The 15,157-nt window shown below is 73.1% G+C and carries 11 protein-coding genes; 5 read left to right on the forward strand and 6 right to left on the reverse strand.

Annotation, left to right across the window (positions count from 1 at the left end; all coding sequences use genetic code 11):
• Positions 1 to 191 precede the first annotated feature (191 nt).
• Positions 192 to 1,205: an SEC-C domain-containing protein gene (locus tag L1885_RS11325; RefSeq protein ID WP_235796931.1), complete on the forward strand. Its 1,014-nt coding sequence runs from the start codon at positions 192 to 194 to the stop codon at positions 1,203 to 1,205.
• Positions 1,206 to 1,350: 145 nt separating this feature from the next.
• On the opposite strand, the gene L1885_RS11330 is transcribed toward L1885_RS11325, so the two are convergent.
• The gene (locus tag L1885_RS11330) at positions 1,351 to 2,475 is read right to left on the reverse strand and encodes an MrcB family domain-containing protein (protein ID WP_235796932.1); all 1,125 of its coding nucleotides are present in this window, start codon (positions 2,473 to 2,475) and stop codon (positions 1,351 to 1,353) included.
• Between the two features lie 161 nt (positions 2,476 to 2,636).
• Between L1885_RS11330 and L1885_RS11335 the strand changes: the two genes are divergently transcribed.
• Both L1885_RS11335 and L1885_RS11340 read left to right on the forward strand, forming a co-directional pair.
• Positions 2,637 to 3,365, forward strand: coding sequence for a histidine phosphatase family protein (locus L1885_RS11335; protein ID WP_235796933.1), 729 nt, complete (start codon positions 2,637 to 2,639; stop codon positions 3,363 to 3,365).
• 326 nt (positions 3,366 to 3,691) lie between these two features.
• The gene (locus tag L1885_RS11340; protein ID WP_235796939.1) at positions 3,692 to 4,009 is read left to right on the forward strand and encodes a hypothetical protein; all 318 of its coding nucleotides are present in this window, start codon (positions 3,692 to 3,694) and stop codon (positions 4,007 to 4,009) included.
• A gap of 224 nt (positions 4,010 to 4,233) precedes the next feature.
• On the opposite strand, the gene L1885_RS11345 is transcribed toward L1885_RS11340, so the two are convergent.
• Positions 4,234 to 5,733: a DUF445 domain-containing protein gene (locus tag L1885_RS11345; RefSeq protein WP_235796934.1), complete on the reverse strand. Its 1,500-nt coding sequence runs from the start codon at positions 5,731 to 5,733 to the stop codon at positions 4,234 to 4,236.
• Between the two features lie 222 nt (positions 5,734 to 5,955).
• On the opposite strand from L1885_RS11345, the gene L1885_RS11350 reads away from it, so the two are divergent.
• Positions 5,956 to 7,356, forward strand: coding sequence for an SGNH/GDSL hydrolase family protein (locus L1885_RS11350; protein ID WP_235796935.1), 1,401 nt, complete (start codon positions 5,956 to 5,958; stop codon positions 7,354 to 7,356).
• A gap of 179 nt (positions 7,357 to 7,535) precedes the next feature.
• On the opposite strand, the gene L1885_RS11355 is transcribed toward L1885_RS11350, so the two are convergent.
• The 4 genes from L1885_RS11355 to L1885_RS11370 all read right to left on the reverse strand — a co-directional run bounded on the left by L1885_RS11355 (position 7,536) and on the right by L1885_RS11370 (position 11,732).
• Positions 7,536 to 8,492: a DUF1707 SHOCT-like domain-containing protein gene (locus tag L1885_RS11355; protein ID WP_235796936.1), complete on the reverse strand. Its 957-nt coding sequence runs from the start codon at positions 8,490 to 8,492 to the stop codon at positions 7,536 to 7,538.
• A 190-nt stretch (positions 8,493 to 8,682) separates the two neighbouring features.
• Positions 8,683 to 9,684 (reverse strand): ABC transporter ATP-binding protein, encoded by a 1,002-nt coding sequence (locus L1885_RS11360; protein ID WP_235796937.1) that lies wholly within the window; start codon positions 9,682 to 9,684, stop codon positions 8,683 to 8,685.
• 145 nt (positions 9,685 to 9,829) lie between these two features.
• Entirely contained in the window at positions 9,830 to 10,783 is a 954-nt protein-coding gene (locus L1885_RS11365; protein WP_372481920.1) for an ABC transporter permease, read from the reverse strand.
• Between the two features lie 148 nt (positions 10,784 to 10,931).
• The gene (locus L1885_RS11370; RefSeq protein WP_235796938.1) at positions 10,932 to 11,732 is read right to left on the reverse strand and encodes an ABC transporter permease; all 801 of its coding nucleotides are present in this window, start codon (positions 11,730 to 11,732) and stop codon (positions 10,932 to 10,934) included.
• A gap of 332 nt (positions 11,733 to 12,064) precedes the next feature.
• Between L1885_RS11370 and L1885_RS11375 the strand changes: the two genes are divergently transcribed.
• Positions 12,065 to 15,157: transglycosylase domain-containing protein (locus L1885_RS11375; RefSeq protein ID WP_308117309.1), on the forward strand; the 3,093-nt coding region annotated here is incomplete at its 3' end.

Consider the following 15,157-nt stretch of genomic DNA (forward strand, 5'->3'; position numbering starts at 1 on the left):
CGGGCGCGCAGGGACGGGGGCGCGGGGCCGCGACCTCCGCGCCTGTGCGCGCACGGCCGGACACAGGAGAGGCCCCGACGGCTCCCCGCCGGGCCGCCCGCGGGGCAGCCCGCGGGGGCGCGCACAAAGGACGCCCGCACCTCACCCCCTCCTCACACGCCGGACCCCGCCGACCGCAGTACGGTGAGCGCATGCGCCCCGACATGCCTGCCGACCACACCTCGGAAGCCGAGCGCCTGCTGCGCACCGCGGCCCGGTATCCGGAGGACCAAGAGCCCCTGCTTCTCCAGGCGGCGGCCCATCTCGAACTGGCCGGCGCCAGAGACCGGGCCTCCGGGCTCTACGACCAGTTGCTGTCGCCCGGCCCCGACCAGCCGAAGACCGAGCACCCGCAGCTCGTGAAGGCCCTCAAGGCCGCCAATCTGTGGGACTTCGGCCACGAGGCGGAAGCCCGGATGATCATCGGCGGCGTGCAGCTCGCGGCCCCCCTGGAACCGGCGCCCTGGGAGATCGTCGCCGAGACCCTGGAACGGCACGACGAGCCGGAGGCGGCCCACGACGCGTTCACCGCCGCGCTCAACCTGCTGCTCACCCCCGGTGAGGAAGTCCCCTACGCCACGCACGCGCTCCTCATCGGCCGGCACCGCACCCGCCGGCTCCTGGGTCTGCAGCACGACGCCTGGGACACCCTCGCCGACCAGGTCAACCCCGCGTCCGTCCCCCTGGACGAGCTGCACGACCCCAAGCGCCTGTGGGCCCTCGGCTCGGACAACCCGGACGAGCTGCAGGCGGAGATCAACCTGCTGCGCGCGGAGCTCGGCTCGTACCGCACGGCCCTGTCCCGCCCGTTCCCCGTCGCCGTGCTGCACTGGCCGGAGGCGGAACTCAGCGAGCTGATCGCCGCGTACCCCCCGCTCGCCGAGGAGTACCCCTCGCACGAGGCGCACCTGGCGCGCGTCGAGACCGCGCTGCGCGAACTCGCCGCGGCGGGCACCCCCAACCTGGGCGTCGTCACCGGCACGGTTCCCTCGTACGAGGCCTTCGCCGCCTCCGAGGCCGCACCGCCCACCACGACCTCGCTGCTCCCTCTGTACGCCACGACCCTGGCCGCCCGCGGCCGCGCGACCCCCTGGCCCCCGCCGCGGAACGCCGCCTGCTGGTGCGGCTCGGGCAAGCCGTACAGGCAGTGCCACGGGGCGGGTTGATACCACCGATCGTCGCGGACTCGGCGGGGCCGGGGCGGGCGGTAGACGCCTCCGGCCCCGCCGGAGGCGTTCCTGGGGTGGAACAAGAAGGCGTGCTTACGGGGAGTGCACGGCGCTTCACATCACTGCGACCGCGCCATGTCCCTCAGTCCACGATCCCCCAGCCCCTGGCGGATACAGAACCTCCCCAACCAGTCTCCGTCCGCCATACGGAAGCGATCCCCAGCCCCTCCAAGTAGCCCGCGTACACGCCCACGTCGCTCGAGAACAAAGCCAGCAGGTACGGCCGCTCCCGCCCCTGATACAGAAAGTGGCTGTACTCCATCAGCTGGCCGACAGCCTGCCGCACAGCCTCCGTGGGATTCTTGCGTTGAATTACCTTGGCCTCGACCAGCACCTCCCGCCCGGGTTCACCCTTCAACGCGGAAGGGCGGAGAACGAGATCGCGGGGATGCTGGAGCTTAGTTATAGGCAGGAATCCTTGATCGGCCGCATGTGTCGCGAAATCGCTTATCAGTGTCTCGTGCGTCCGTCGTTTGATCTGCTGCTTCGCCGAGATATGAGCAACGTAGTCGGAGCTGTCCTTCGGTTCGAACCCCGCGAGTGCGTCTCGCTCATCCCCTACATCAGTGGGCCCTACGTGACCCTTATAGCGATAGGAAACAGGTATGACCGTCTCCGAGTCCTCGACCAGCCACGCGGCGTGGGCACGACTCACATCGCTGAGCAAGCCCGAAGCATAGACAAGGTCCTCATACAACTCCTGGTCGGAAGGCATCGCGGAGAGGTCGTAGCCGCGTGCGATAACACTGGCCGCCTCGTACGCCTTTGGACGGATCGCCGTCGGTTTGAGCTGAGGTTCACGCACCCAACCGTTTCGCCTCTGCATCGCCGAAAGTCTGCGCAGCCGATCCGCACTGCGGCGCAGGTGCTCCTCCCTCACCGCCCCTCGGCCCACCTTGTCCTCCAGCTTGGTGATTCCTTGCTGCAGGGTGAGCCACACGGTACGCAGGTCGGTGCTGAAAATATAGGCGAGATACACCCCGTCGACCGCTTCACTATTGATGCGGGGGTCGTATACCCCAATCCATGGCGTTGCGGCCGCCGTCGACTGGCCTCCGTAACCCCGAGCGAACAACGGCTCGGGCAGTCCCAAGTCTTTCCGGTTCTTGACGTCCCGCAGAATCTGCTGCCCGACGACGCCCCTCTTCGTTCCCGCGGTTGCGTCGTACGTCTTCCCGATGTCGACAAGAACGCTCTGGAGTCCCATGGATCAACTTTACGGGCTTCACGAAGCAGGTCAGGGACCAACGGGCCACATCAGCTCGGCTGGCGTCAGCACCTGACGCTTCGTCCGACGTCGCGAACGTCGAGGTGTGACGCGGCCCCGCGGGTGGCAAAGGCTTCTCGTCACATGACGAGGAGGACCGCATGTCCGATCGCTCCCAGGCAGGATCCGGAGAACGACTCCAACGGCTGACCGTTGTCCGGCACGGGCAGAGCACCGCCAATGTTTTCTGGGCGCGGGCGATCGAGGCCGAGGACTCGGAGATGGTCGGGGAAGGGATCGACGCCGACGTCGCCCTTTCAAGGCTCGGGACCGAGCAGGCGCGAGCGCTCGGGTGCTGGCTCGTGGAACTGCCGGAGGGCGAGCGCCCGGGCCTCGTCGTCTGCTCGACGTATCTGCGGGCCCGGCAGACCTGGGAGGCCATGGCCCGCGTCGTGGCCGGTGCGGGGGCGGACGTTTCCCATGCCGTGCTGGACGAGCGGTTGCGCGACCGGGAGATGGGGGTGTTCGAGCTGCTGCCACCGCCCGCGCTGCGGGCCCGGGCACCGGAGGAGGCCGCTCGTCGCGACCGGCTGGGCGAGTGGTTCTACCGGCCGCCCGGGGGCGAGTCCCTCGCCGATGTGGCTTTGCGCGTCAGGGACTTCCTCACGGAATTGCGTGCCGCCGACGACACACCCGCGCACGTGCTGCTCGTCGCACACGACTCCGTGGTGCTGTCGGTCCGGCACGTGCTGGCGGGCATCGGCGACCCGGTCCCCGAGGAGACGCCCGTGCCCAACGCCTCGGTGTCGTCCTGGCAGCGGGCGCCGGGCGCGGCGAGCCCTCTCCGGCTCGTGGAGTTCGGCAGCACGGGACACCTCACGGCATCCTGAGCAGCGAGAGAGACGCTCAGGAAGTCCACGATGGTCACCGCGAGACCCGTCCCGGCGGCGTCCAGCATCAGGCGGTGCGTCTCGCGTCCGGTTTCGCCGTGCTCGTTCGACTCCGGCACCGCGTTCTCGTCGGCCGTCACCATGCTGCGTCATCCATGCGGCCACGATTCCACGAGTGGTGAATTTCTCGCCGGCCTCCGGCGGGCGGGGCGTCCGCACTGGCTAGGCTCGATCCGTTCAGAGTGTGAGAAACCGGTCGCCGGCCGGCGGTGGCGCGTCCGTGCCGCGTCGGCGGCGGATCAACGAGGACGGCAAAAGTGGCGAAGTTGGCAGCGTTGGCGAGGATTCCGGGATCGGCTCCGGCGGCGGCCGCGGCCGCGGGCGGTCTGGTCGGCGGCTTCGCCGTCGCGCGGTGGACGAAGAAGCGGCAGCTGGGCGGGGCGGCGCTGCTGGGCGCGGGCACGGTGGCGGCGGTGCAGTGGCAGCGGGCCTCGGGGACGAAGGCCGCGGTCGGGCTCGGCACGGCCTATCTGGCCGCGTTCGCGGGTGCCCATCCGCTGGCGAAGAAGATAGGGCCCTGGCCCGCCGTCTTCTCGGTCGCGGGCGGCGTGGCCGCCGCGTCGTACGCCGTCACGCGTCGCTGAAGCCCGGGCTCCCGAGGCCGCCACAGGGCGCCGGACCAGGCCCCGTGGCGGCTTCGTCCGTCTCGACGAGGCGCGATCCCCTGTGGGCAGGACGGCGGAGGCAGGGCGGGCGAAGCTGCCAGGGCAGGGGCCGGGGCTGGGGGGCACGCGCGGGAGCAGCCGCCCCGCGCACCCGCCCGGCGCCCCCGACCCGCCTCCGCACCCGCCCCGCGCCGCAGCTACGCCTACGCGCCCAGCGCGTGCGAGACCGTGTAGATCAGGAGGCCGGCCAGCGCGCCGACGACCGTGCCGTTGATGCGGATGAACTGCAGGTCGCGCCCGATGTGCGCCTCGATCTTCTTCGACGTGTCGTCGGCGTTCCAGCTCTTGACGGTGTCCGTGATCAGCGACGTGATCTCGCCGCGGTACGTGGAGACGACGTAGGACGCCGCGTCCTCGATCCAGCCCTCCAGCTTGTCCTGGAGCCGCTCGTCCGTCGCGAGCCTGCGGCCGAGCGCGAGCAGCGAGGTGCGGGCCCTCGTGCGCAGCTCGCTGCTGTCGTCCTCCGCCGCCGAGATGATCATGCTGCGCAGGGACGACCACGCCGACGCGATGATGTCCTGGACCTCGGGCCGGGCGATCAGGTCCGACTTCAGCCGCTCGATCCTGGTCCGCGTCTCGGTGTCCGACTGCAGGTCGGAGGCGAAGTCGCGCAGGAAGCGGTCGATGGCGCCGCGCGCGGGGTGCGCGGGCATGTCCCGCATCTCCGTGACGAAACGCAGCAGCTCCTTGTAGACCCGCTCGCCGATGCGCCGGTCCACGAACCGGGGGGTCCAGCCGGGCGCGCCGCCCTGTACGGCGTCCATCACGGAGTCCTCGTGCGCGATCAGCCAGTCCCGGCCGCGTGCGCAGACGAGGTCGACGGCACGGTGGTGCGCGCCGTCCGCCACGACGCGGTTCAGGGTCTTGCCGATCACGGGAGCGATCTCGGCCGCGTCCGCCCGCCGCGTGATGGCCTCGCCGACGACGGCCTGCACGTCGGAGTCCCTCAGGACCGTGATCGCGCCGCGCAGCGCCGTGGCCGCCTCCGCGGTGACGCGTTCCGCGTGCTCGGGTTCGGCCAGCCAGGCGCCGACGCGCCGCCCGATGCCGAGGGCGCGCAGGCGGGCACGCACGACGTCGGCGGACAGGAAGTTCTCCCCAACGAACTGGGCGAGCGACGCCCCGAGCTGGTCCTTCTTGTTGGGGATGATCGCCGTGTGCGGGATGGGCAGGCCGAGCGGGTGGCGGAACAGCGCGGTGACCGCGAACCAGTCCGCGAGCGCGCCGACCATGCCGGCCTCGGCGGCGGCGGCCACGTAGCCGGCCCAGCCGCCCGCGCCCTCGTGCCGGCCCCAGGTGGTCAGCGCGTAGACGGCGGCCACGAAGACCAGCAGCGCGGAGGCGGTGGTCTTCATGCGGCGCACACCGCGGCGCTTCTCCTCGTCCGCCGCCGTGTACGAGAAGGACGGCAGGCCCCCGCCCCCGCCCCCACCCGCCGCGAGACGCCGGGGCCCGGGTCCGGATCCGGTTCTGCATCCGGATCCAGAACCGGCACCAGCACCAGCACCAGCACCAGCACCACTGTCCGTGCCACGGGCACCACTCGCACCGTCCGCGCGACCGGCACCGCCCGGGACGTCCTCGTCCGGGACGTGCTCGTCCGGGACGTGCTGGGACGCCCGTCCCGCTTCACCGCGTTCCATTCACTCCCACCCGTCCACGCCCGCCACGTCACTCCCAGCGTTCATGCCCGTCCATGCCCGTCACACATCCGCACAGGCACGTACACGACAAGTAATGCCGACTGATCCGGAACCTCCTGTACGCATTGTCCCTCTTGAGTGGTGACTCCCCGAGCGCGCGCCAAGTTCCCCCGCCGTGACGGATGATGTTTTTTGTACGTAGAGGTGAGGTGAACCCGGGGCATGACGAGACAGCGTGGCCTGGCAGTTTTCGCGGCGATGATCGCGGTCGTGGGCCTGGTGTGTGCCGGGATCTTCGTCGGACTCGGCCCGGGCCGGGGCGTCACGGACGAGGTCGCGAGCGGGCTGCTCGGGCACGGCGACGAGGGCAGCACCTCCGTCGCCGTCGACGGCACCGACGGCAGGGCGCCCGGCAGCGGCGCGGCGGCGGACGGCCAGGACCTGCCGCACCGGGCCGCGCCCGCCGCGTCCGGTGCCTGGACCGGCACGTGGGCCGCCGGCCCGGTCGGTGCCGAGCCCGGTCTGCCGCACGGCCTGCCCGGCCGTTCGATCCGCAACATCGTCCACACGAGCATCGGCGGCACAGCCGCGCGTGTCACGGTCTCCAACCTCTACGGCACCGCGCCCCTGTACGTGGCGCACGCGTCGGTCGCGGTCGCCGCGGACGGCGGCCCGACGGCCGTACCGGGCACCATGCGGCGGCTGTCCTTCGGCGACACCCGCTCGGCCTCGGTGATCGTGCCCGTGGGCCGGCAGGCGGTGAGCCTGCCGGTGGCGCTGGGCGTCCCGGCGGACGCCGACCTGCTGCTGACGCTGTACACGCCCGCGCCGGGCGGCGCGGTGACGTACCACGCCTTCGCCCGCCAGACGTCCTACCTCGCGCAGGGCGACCGGACGGAGGACACGTCGGGCGCCGCGTACGCGGCCCGCAGCTTCCACTGGCGCTATGTGACCGCGGTCGACGTGTCGAACCGTGACGCGGCCGGCACGGTCGTGGCCTTCGGCGACTCGATCACGGACGGCATCGGCTCGACCCTGGACCGCAACCGCCGCTGGCCCGACTTCCTGGCCTCCCGCATGCGGCAGGGCAGCTACGGCCGCTACGGCGTGGTCGACGAGGGCATCGGCGGCAACCAGGTCCTGCGCGACGCCTCGGCGAAGCGCAACGGCCGCAGCGGCGTCGTCCGCTTCGGCGACGACGCGCTGGCCCGACCGGGCGTCCGCGCCGTCTTCGTCGACCTGGGCGTCAACGACATCCTGCACGGGCACCAGCTCAGCGGCGCGCCCATCGTCGCCGGCCTGAAGAACATCGTGCGCCAGGCCCACGCGCACGACCTGCGGGTCGTCGGCTCCACTCTGACGCCGTTCGGCTCGCACGCCGGGTACGACGCGACGAAGGAGCGGGTACGCGACGAGGTCAACGCGGCGATCCGCGCCGGTGGCGTCTTCGACTCGGTCGTGGACTTCGACCGGGTGCTGCGCGACCCGTACGCCCCGAACCGGCTGGCCCCGGCCTACGACTCGGGCGACGGCCTGCACCCCAGCGACGCCGGGTACCAGGCGATGGCGTCCGCCGTCGACCTGCGCACCCTGCTGGGCACGCGGACACCGGCCGCCACCTGAGAGCGGAGCCCCGCCACCGCGCAGGCCGGCCCCGGCTCCGGCCCCGCTCCCCCTGGACGACCCCGGCCCGGGCCCCGGCCCCGCTCTCCCTCGACGGCTCCGGCCCGGACCCCGACCCGGGCGCTCGCTCAGATCAGCGCTCCCCGGCCGGCGCCGAGTCCGCCCCGGGCGCGCGTCCCTCAGAGCTCCTTGCGGAACCCGTCGCCGCGCCGGCGGCCGTCGCGCCGTTCGCGCTGCGCCGCCTGGCGCGCCCTGCGCTCCTCGCGCAGGGCGTCCTGGCGTGCCCTGCGCTCCTCGCGCAGGGCGTCCTGGCGTGCCCTGCGCTCGGCCCACCGCTCCTCCTGCAGCGCCCGGTACTGCTCGTGGCGGGACCACCGGTCCTCGTGACGGGCCATGCGGTCCTCGTACGACTCGCCGCCCGGGCCCAGCCGGCCCCGCTTGCGCTCCTCCTTGAGGCGGCGGCGCTCCTCCTTGCGGAGCTTGCGCTCCACGCCGACCCCGCCCATCAGCGCGAACCCGGTCACGACGACCTTCGGCGAGTCGGGGGCGGGGCCGATGCCGGCCACCTCGCGACGGTCCGGGGCCTCGCCGAAGCCGCCCATGAAGCCGAAGCCGCGCACCTCGACGTCGAGGTCCGGCGGCACGGTGACCTGGACACCACCCATGACGGCGAAGCAGCGGAGGACGGTGTCCGGACCCTCGAACCGTGCCTCGCGCAGGTCGATCTCGCCGCCGCCCATGAACACCACGGCGTTGAAGACGCGGCCCACCGTCCACCGGCCCCGCCGTCCGAAGCCGCCCATGAAGCCGAAACCGCCGCGGGACGTGGCCTCGCTGCCTCCCACCCGCCCGGCCCAGGCGCCGGCGCCGGCCGGGGCGGGGCCCGCGGCCGGGGCGGTCCCCACCGCGCGGACCGTGCCCGGCTCGGGCAGGTCGCGTACGAGCGGCACCAGCTCGCCGTGGGTGCGGGCCGTGTAGGCGAGGCCGAGGCGTTCGTCGAACTCCGCCATGTCCAGCCTGCCCTCGGCCACCGCCTCGCGCAGCCGCTCGGCGACCTGCTCGCGCTCCGCGTCCGACGCCCGGGTCTCGGGCGCGTGGCCCTCCCCCGTCTCCCGCTCGGGCAGTTCACTCGTCATGCCGACCAGCGTAGCCAACGGGCCATGCCCGGGCACGGGGTTGGACGACCGGGTTGCACCGCCCCCGGCTCCGGCGACCCGGCGTGCGGGCCCCGCGGCCCGGCCGGCCGGCACCGCCGGAGGACGGAACGGGGCGGCCGGGCCGGGCGCGCACGCACCGGCCCGCCGGGCGCCCGGGTCGGACGCCGGCTCAGGCGTCCGCACGTTCCCCGTACATCTTCGCGATCACGGACTCGATGTCGGGCTCGCGCACCGACAGGTCGACCAGCGGGTACGCGGCCGCAACCCGCGCGACGAGGGGCGCCGCAGAGCGGTCCGCGGGGAACGCCAGGTACTGGCGGGTGCCCTCGACACGGGTGACCCGCACGGACGGTTCGTCCGCCAGCTCGATGGGCGGTGCCTCGTGCTCCAGGTCGACCACCAGGACGCGTTCACTGCCGCCGGCCTCGTGCAGACCGGCGAGCCCGCCGTCGTACAGCAGCCGCCCGTGGTCGATGACCATGACGCGGCGGCACAGCTGCTCGATGTCCTGGAGGTCGTGGGTCGTCAGCAGCACCGTCGTCCCCCGGTCGCGGTTGAGGTCGCGCAGGAACTCCCGCACCCGGGTCTTGGAGATGACGTCGAGGCCGATCGTCGGCTCGTCCAGGTAGAGCACGTCGGGGTCGTGCAGCAGGGCCGCGGCGATGTCGCCGCGCATCCGCTGCCCCAGGGAGAGCTGCCGCACCGCGACGTGCAGCAGGTCGCCGAGACCCAGCAGTTCGACGCACCGGTCGAGGTTCTCGCGGAAGCGGGCGTCGGGCACCCGGTACATGCGGTGGGCCAGCCGGTAGGAGTCGATCAGCGGCAGGTCCCACCACAGTGTCGTGCGCTGACCGAACACCACGCCGATGCGGGAGGCGAGCCGGGTCCGTTCGCGCGACGGGTCGATCCCCGCCACCCGCACCCGGCCGCCGCTCGGCGTCAGGATGCCGGTCAGCATCTTGATCGTCGTGGACTTGCCGGCGCCATTGGGCCCGATGTAGCCGACCATCTCGCCGCGCGCGACCCGGAAGCTGATCCCGTCGACGGCCCGGACCTGCCTCGTCTCGCGCCGGAACCTGCCGACCCGGCGCCGCACGTCGAAGACCTTCTCCAGGCCGTCCAGTTCGATGAATGCCCCGGCCTCGCCGTGCATGACCCGTCCACTTCCCATCCGCTCTCGTCCGATCGTCCCGGCCCTCCCCGCCCGGGCCTCGCCCGCGCGGCGCCGCAGCCGTCCGGGCCCGCACCCGCACCCGCCGTGCCCGCCCCGCCCCCCGCACTCCACGGACCGCCTGCAACCGCCCGTCAGCGGCCCGTCAACTGCCCGTGCTCCGATACGACCTGATCCCCAGGCGCCACACCAGTCCCGCCAGCGCGCAGCACAGCACGGCCACCGCAGGGGCCAGGAACGCGACCCCGTCCGGCATCCCGAGCGGCAGCGGCCGGCGCAGCACGTACAGGGCCGGCATCCAGTTGACGAAGGCCAGCGGTACGACGAAGGTCGCGCCGCGCACCAGGTCCTTCGCGAACAGCCCGGGCGGGTACTGCAGCAGCGTCGTCCCCCCGTACGTGAAGGCGCTCTGCACCTCCGCCACGTCCTGCGCCCAGAACTGGAAGGCCGCGCCGACGACGAAGACGGCGGCGAAGATCAGCCCGCCGCTCAGCACCATCAGCGGCACCATGGCGACGCGTACGGGATCCCAGTCGACGTCCACGGCCGCCAGCGCGTACGCGAGCACCGCGCCGCCCTGCACGATCCGCCCGATCCGGCGCAGCGCGAACCGGTCCGCCGCGACCTGCGCCAGCACCGGCGCGGGCCGCAGCAGGAGCACGTCGAGCGTTCCGTCGCGCACCCGCGAGCCGATGCGCTCCGTCGAGCCCATCACGAGGTCGGTGAGGCCGAACGCGGTCGTCGACGTGCCGTAGAGGAAGGCGACTTCGGGCAGCGAGAACCCGCCCAGGGCCCGCACCTGCGAGAACATCAGCAGGATGGTCACGAAGTCGAACGCCGTCGCCGCCAGGTTGCCGAAGGTGGTGGCCGCGAAGGACAGCCGGTAGGTCAGCTGCGACCTGATCCCCATGGCGGCGATCAGCCCGTAGGCCCGGACCCCGTCCCGCAGCAGCGCCCACCGCCCGCCCGCGCCCGCGACCGGTGCCGGCGTGGCCGGTGTGGCTGAGGTGGCCGGTGTGGCCGGTGTGGCCGGTGTGGCCGGTGCCGGGGGTACGACTCCACCGGCGGCGGGGGCGGGCGGACCGGGTACGGCGGGCACGGCACGTACCGCGGCAGGACCGGGCACGGCGGGGCCCGGCGTCGCGGCCCCCTCGCGCGCCGGAGCCGCGGTGGGTGCCGCGCCCGTGCCCGGGTGACTCTCCTCGCCCGGGCGTGCCCCCGGGGGCACCGCTCCCGGCGTCGCGTCCTCAGCCACCCTGGACCACCACCCTGCGCGTCGCCGCGGACTGGAGCAGCCGGCCGGCCCCGAGCAGCATCGCGGCCCAGGCGGCCTGGAACGCGTACACGCCCGCCACGTCCCACCCGCTGTACGTGCCGAGCAGGACGTCCGCCGGCAACTGAAGGATCGACGACCAGGGCAGGGCCCGCGCGATCTGGCCGAGCAGGCCCGGGAAGACGTTCAGCGGCAGGAGCATTCCGGACCAGAACGTCGCGGCGAGCCCCGCGATCTGCGCCACGCCGGTGCCGTCGAGCAGCCAGAACGCGGCCAGCGCCACGACGTAGCGGATGGCGAAGCTCACCACGAGTCCCAGCACGGCGGCCGCCAGGAACGCGGCCCACACCAGGGGATCGTGCGGCAGCGTCAGGTCGAAGAAGGACCAGCCGGCGAGCAGCGGCAAGGCACCGCGTGCCAGCAGTTGGAAGGCGGCCCGGCCGAGGTCCTGCGCCATCCACCACAGTTGCAGGTCGGCCGGGCGGTACAGGTCGACGGCGATGTCACCGGTGCGGATGCGCTCGGTCAGCTCGTTCTCGAATCCGCCGCCCATGATGCCGGTCGCCGCGAGCATGCCCTGGCTGACCCAGACGAAGGTGACGGCCTGCGACAGGCCGTAGCCGCCGAGATGCGGTCTGAGGTGCCACAGGGCCACGTAGGTGTAGGCGATGATGAAGCCGAAGACCGTGTTCGTGAACACCCCGGCCAGGGTCGCCGTCCGGTAGGTCGCGTAGCGGCGGAACGAACCCGCCCACACGACGGCGTACAGCCGCACAGCAGCCCCTCTCCGGCCGGCCTGTTCCAGGCTCCTCCGCGGAGCCCCGTCCGAGCCCTTTGCACAGCTCGTCCGGACCCCTTCCGGTCCGGAAGGGGCCGTTCCCGGCTTCGGCCGGAGCGAGCGACCCTAGCCCAACGGGGTGGGCGGGGGCGATCGGATTTCCGCGCGCGGGGCGACACTCGAATCTGTGCCGGACTGACGGTGTTTCATGGACATGTGTGCCGATATGCAATAAGGGGTGCCTCGCTGCCCTGAACGACGACGACCCGAGACGACACCGTTATGCCGAAGCGTGCACCTTCGGCCACGGCCGAGGAGTCTTCCCCTATATGAGTGACGAGCCATCGCAGCAGGGCCAGGACCCGGAAGAGCAGTCCGGGCCCGCAGGAAGGCCGTCCACCGGCGGCAACGGAGCCGCGGGGAAGCCCTCCGAAGGGGGCTCCGGGTCCGGCGCGAAGCCGCCCGCGGGCCCGTCGTGGGCCAGGAAGAGGCCCCCGGCGGGCAGCGGTGACTCCCCGTCGGACGCCAAGCGGTCCACCGACGGCCCCGAGACGTCGAACGAGCCGTCCAGCGGCGCACCCGAGGCCGACGGGAAGCCGGCCGAGCCACCCACGGGCGCCTCGAAGAGCGGCGGGAAGCCCGCTCCCGCCGACGGCAAGCGCTCCCCCGCCGACGCGAGGAACGGCGGGAAGCCCGCTCCCGCCGACGCGAGGCCCTCCCCCGCCGGCGCGAAGACGGACGGAAAGCCGTCCACGGGCGGCTCCGGCGCGTCGGACAAGCCGCCCACCGGCGCCTCCGCCTCCGCGTCCCGCGCCGAGCCCCCCGCCCCCGCCCCCGCCGCGGTCCCCGCTCCCGGCGACCGGCCCGGCGCAGGCACCGGTTCCGGTTCAGCGGCCGGTCCCGCCTCCCCCACCGCCTCCGGCCCGTCCCCGAGCGGCGGCCCCGGCAACGGCGTTCCGGCAGCAGGGCCCGGCGACGGCCGAGCACGGTCCGCCGACGGCGAGGGCAAGGGCCGGAGCAAGCGGCAGCGCCGCCGGCGCACCGGTCTGCGCCGGCTGCTGCCGACCTGGCGCATGGTGCTGTTCGGCATCCTCGGCCTCGCGGTGATCGTGGTGGGCGGGTTCGTCGCCGGCTACAACCTGGTCGACATCCCCGCGGCGAACGCGGCGGCCACCGCGCAGTCCAACGTGTACCTCTACAAGGACGGCACCCCGATCGCCAGCGACGGCGAGATCAACCGGGAGAACGTCGCGCTGCGGCAGGTCCCCCTGACGACGCGCCGCGCCGTACTGGCGGCCGAGGACCGCGGCTTCTACGGCGAGCCCGCCGTCGACCCGCTCGGCATGGTTCGCGCAGCGTGGAACACCGCCACCGGCAAGGGCACGCAGGGCGGGTCGACCATCACCCAGCAGTACGTGAAGAACTACTACCTCGGCCAGGAGCAGACGATCCCCCGCAAGGCCAAGGAGTTCTTCATCGCCGTCAAGCTGAACAGGGAGAAGTCCAAGGAGAGCATCCTCCAGGGCTACCTGAACACCAGTTACTTCGGCCGCAACGCCTACGGCATCCAGGCGGCCGCGCAGGCGTACTACGGCAAGGACGTCGAGCAGCTCGACACCGCCGAGGGCGCCTACCTGGCCTCGCTGCTGAACGCGCCCAGCGAGTACGACGTCACCGCGCACCCGGAGAACACCCGCGCCGCCACCGACCGCTGGAACTACGTCCTCGACGGCATGGTCAAGCAGCACTGGCTGAGCGAGGCGGACCGCACCCGGCTCCGCTTCCCCGCACCCACCCACTCCGGGCCCTCCCGGGCCGGCCTCTCGGGCCAGCGCGGCTACATCGTCGAGGCCGTCAAGGACTACCTGGCCCGCACCAAGGTCCTCGACGAGAGGACCCTGGCGAGCGGCGGCTACCGCATCACCACGACCCTCCAGAAACCGCGGCAGAACGCCCTGGTCAAGGCGGTCGACGACAACGTCAATTCGAAGCTGGACCGGCACCGCGCGGCCGACCGCGACGTCCGGGTCGGCGGCGCGTCCGTCGACCCGGCGACGGGCGAGGTCGTCGCCATGTACGGGGGCATCGACTACACGAAGCAGTACGTGAACAACGCGACCCGGCGCGACTACCAGGTCGGCTCCACCTTCAAGCCGTTCGTCCTCGCCTCCGCCGTCGAGAACAGGTCGAGGACGCAGCAGGGCGACCTGATCACTCCCAACACCCACTACAACGGCGACAACCACCGCATGGTGCAGGGCCCGAACGGGCCCACCGGCTACGCCCCCGACAACGAGGACGACCGCGACTACGGCACCATCACCGTGCGCACGGCCACGAACAAATCCGTCAACGCGGTGTACGCGCAGATGGCGGAGGACGTCGGCCCCGCCACCGTCCAGCACACCGCCGTCGACCTGGGCATCCCCTCCACCACGCCCGACCTCACCGCCACCCCGTCCATCGCGCTGGGCCCGGCCACCGCGAGCGTCCTCGACATGGCGCAGGCCTACGCGACGCTCGCCCACCACGGCGTGCGCAAGACGTACACGCTGGTCGTCCGGATCACCAAGAACGGCAAGTCCGTCGACCTCCCGGCCCGCGCCTCCGCGCAGGCCGTCAGCCGCCAGGCCGCCGACACCACGACCTCCGTGCTGCGCACGGTCGTCGACAGCAGCGAGGGCACCGGCACCGCGGCCCGGGCGGCGGGCCGGCCCGCCGCGGGCAAGACCGGCACGGCGGAGGACGACCGGGCCGCCTGGTTCGCCGGCTACACCCCCGACCTGGCCACCGTCGTCGCCCTGATGGGCGCCGACCCGGACACCGCCAAGCACAAGCCGCTCTACGGCGCCCTCGGTCAGGCCCGCATCAACGGCGGCGGGCCGCCCGCGCAGATCTGGGGCCAGTACACGGCCGCAGCGCTGAAGAACTCCCCCGTCCAGAGCTTCCACCTGCACCTCCAGCACGGCGCGGCGCAACGGCACGAGCCGTCGGGGAGTCCCTCCGACGCCTCCAGCAGCCCCGGCGGCACCCCCTCGGCGACAGCGGGCGGCGACACCGCCGGGCAGGACACGGGCGGCACGGACGACGGCGGCACCGGCGACAACGGCGGCGGCACGAACGGTACGACGGGAGACGGCGGCACCGACGGCGGCACGCAGAGTCCGACCGGCGGCCAGACGGGCACGACGGGCGGTGACACCGGGGGGACCGACACCGGCGGCACCGACACGGGCGGCACGGACACCGGGGGAACGGACACCGGCGGGACGGACGGCGGCGCAACCGACGGCGGCGGCACGGACGGCGGCGGGCCGGGCGGCGCGGGCGGCCCCGGGCCGGGCGGAACCGGTGACACCGGCGGCACGGCGGGGCCCGGACCGGGCGGCGGGACGACGGGAGGGCCCTCGACGGACGGCGGC

It is taken from the genome of Streptomyces fuscigenes (genome assembly GCF_021556455.1).
GTDB classification, from domain to species: Bacteria; Actinomycetota; Actinomycetes; order Streptomycetales; family Streptomycetaceae; genus Streptomyces; species Streptomyces fuscigenes.

Bases quoted from the DNA above. Each gene is read 5' to 3' on its own strand.
- L1885_RS11325 (WP_235796931.1), top strand. From the start codon at position 192: ATGCGCCCCGACATGCCTGCCGACCACACCTCGGAAGCCGAGCGCCTG.
- L1885_RS11330 (WP_235796932.1), bottom strand. From the start codon at position 2,475: ATGGGACTCCAGAGCGTTCTTGTCGACATCGGGAAGACGTACGACGCA.
- L1885_RS11335 (WP_235796933.1), top strand. From the start codon at position 2,637: ATGTCCGATCGCTCCCAGGCAGGATCCGGAGAACGACTCCAACGGCTG.
- L1885_RS11345 (WP_235796934.1), bottom strand. From the start codon at position 5,733: ATGGAACGCGGTGAAGCGGGACGGGCGTCCCAGCACGTCCCGGACGAG.
- L1885_RS11350 (WP_235796935.1), top strand. From the start codon at position 5,956: ATGACGAGACAGCGTGGCCTGGCAGTTTTCGCGGCGATGATCGCGGTC.
- L1885_RS11355 (WP_235796936.1), bottom strand. From the start codon at position 8,492: ATGACGAGTGAACTGCCCGAGCGGGAGACGGGGGAGGGCCACGCGCCC.
- L1885_RS11360 (WP_235796937.1), bottom strand. From the start codon at position 9,684: ATGGGAAGTGGACGGGTCATGCACGGCGAGGCCGGGGCATTCATCGAA.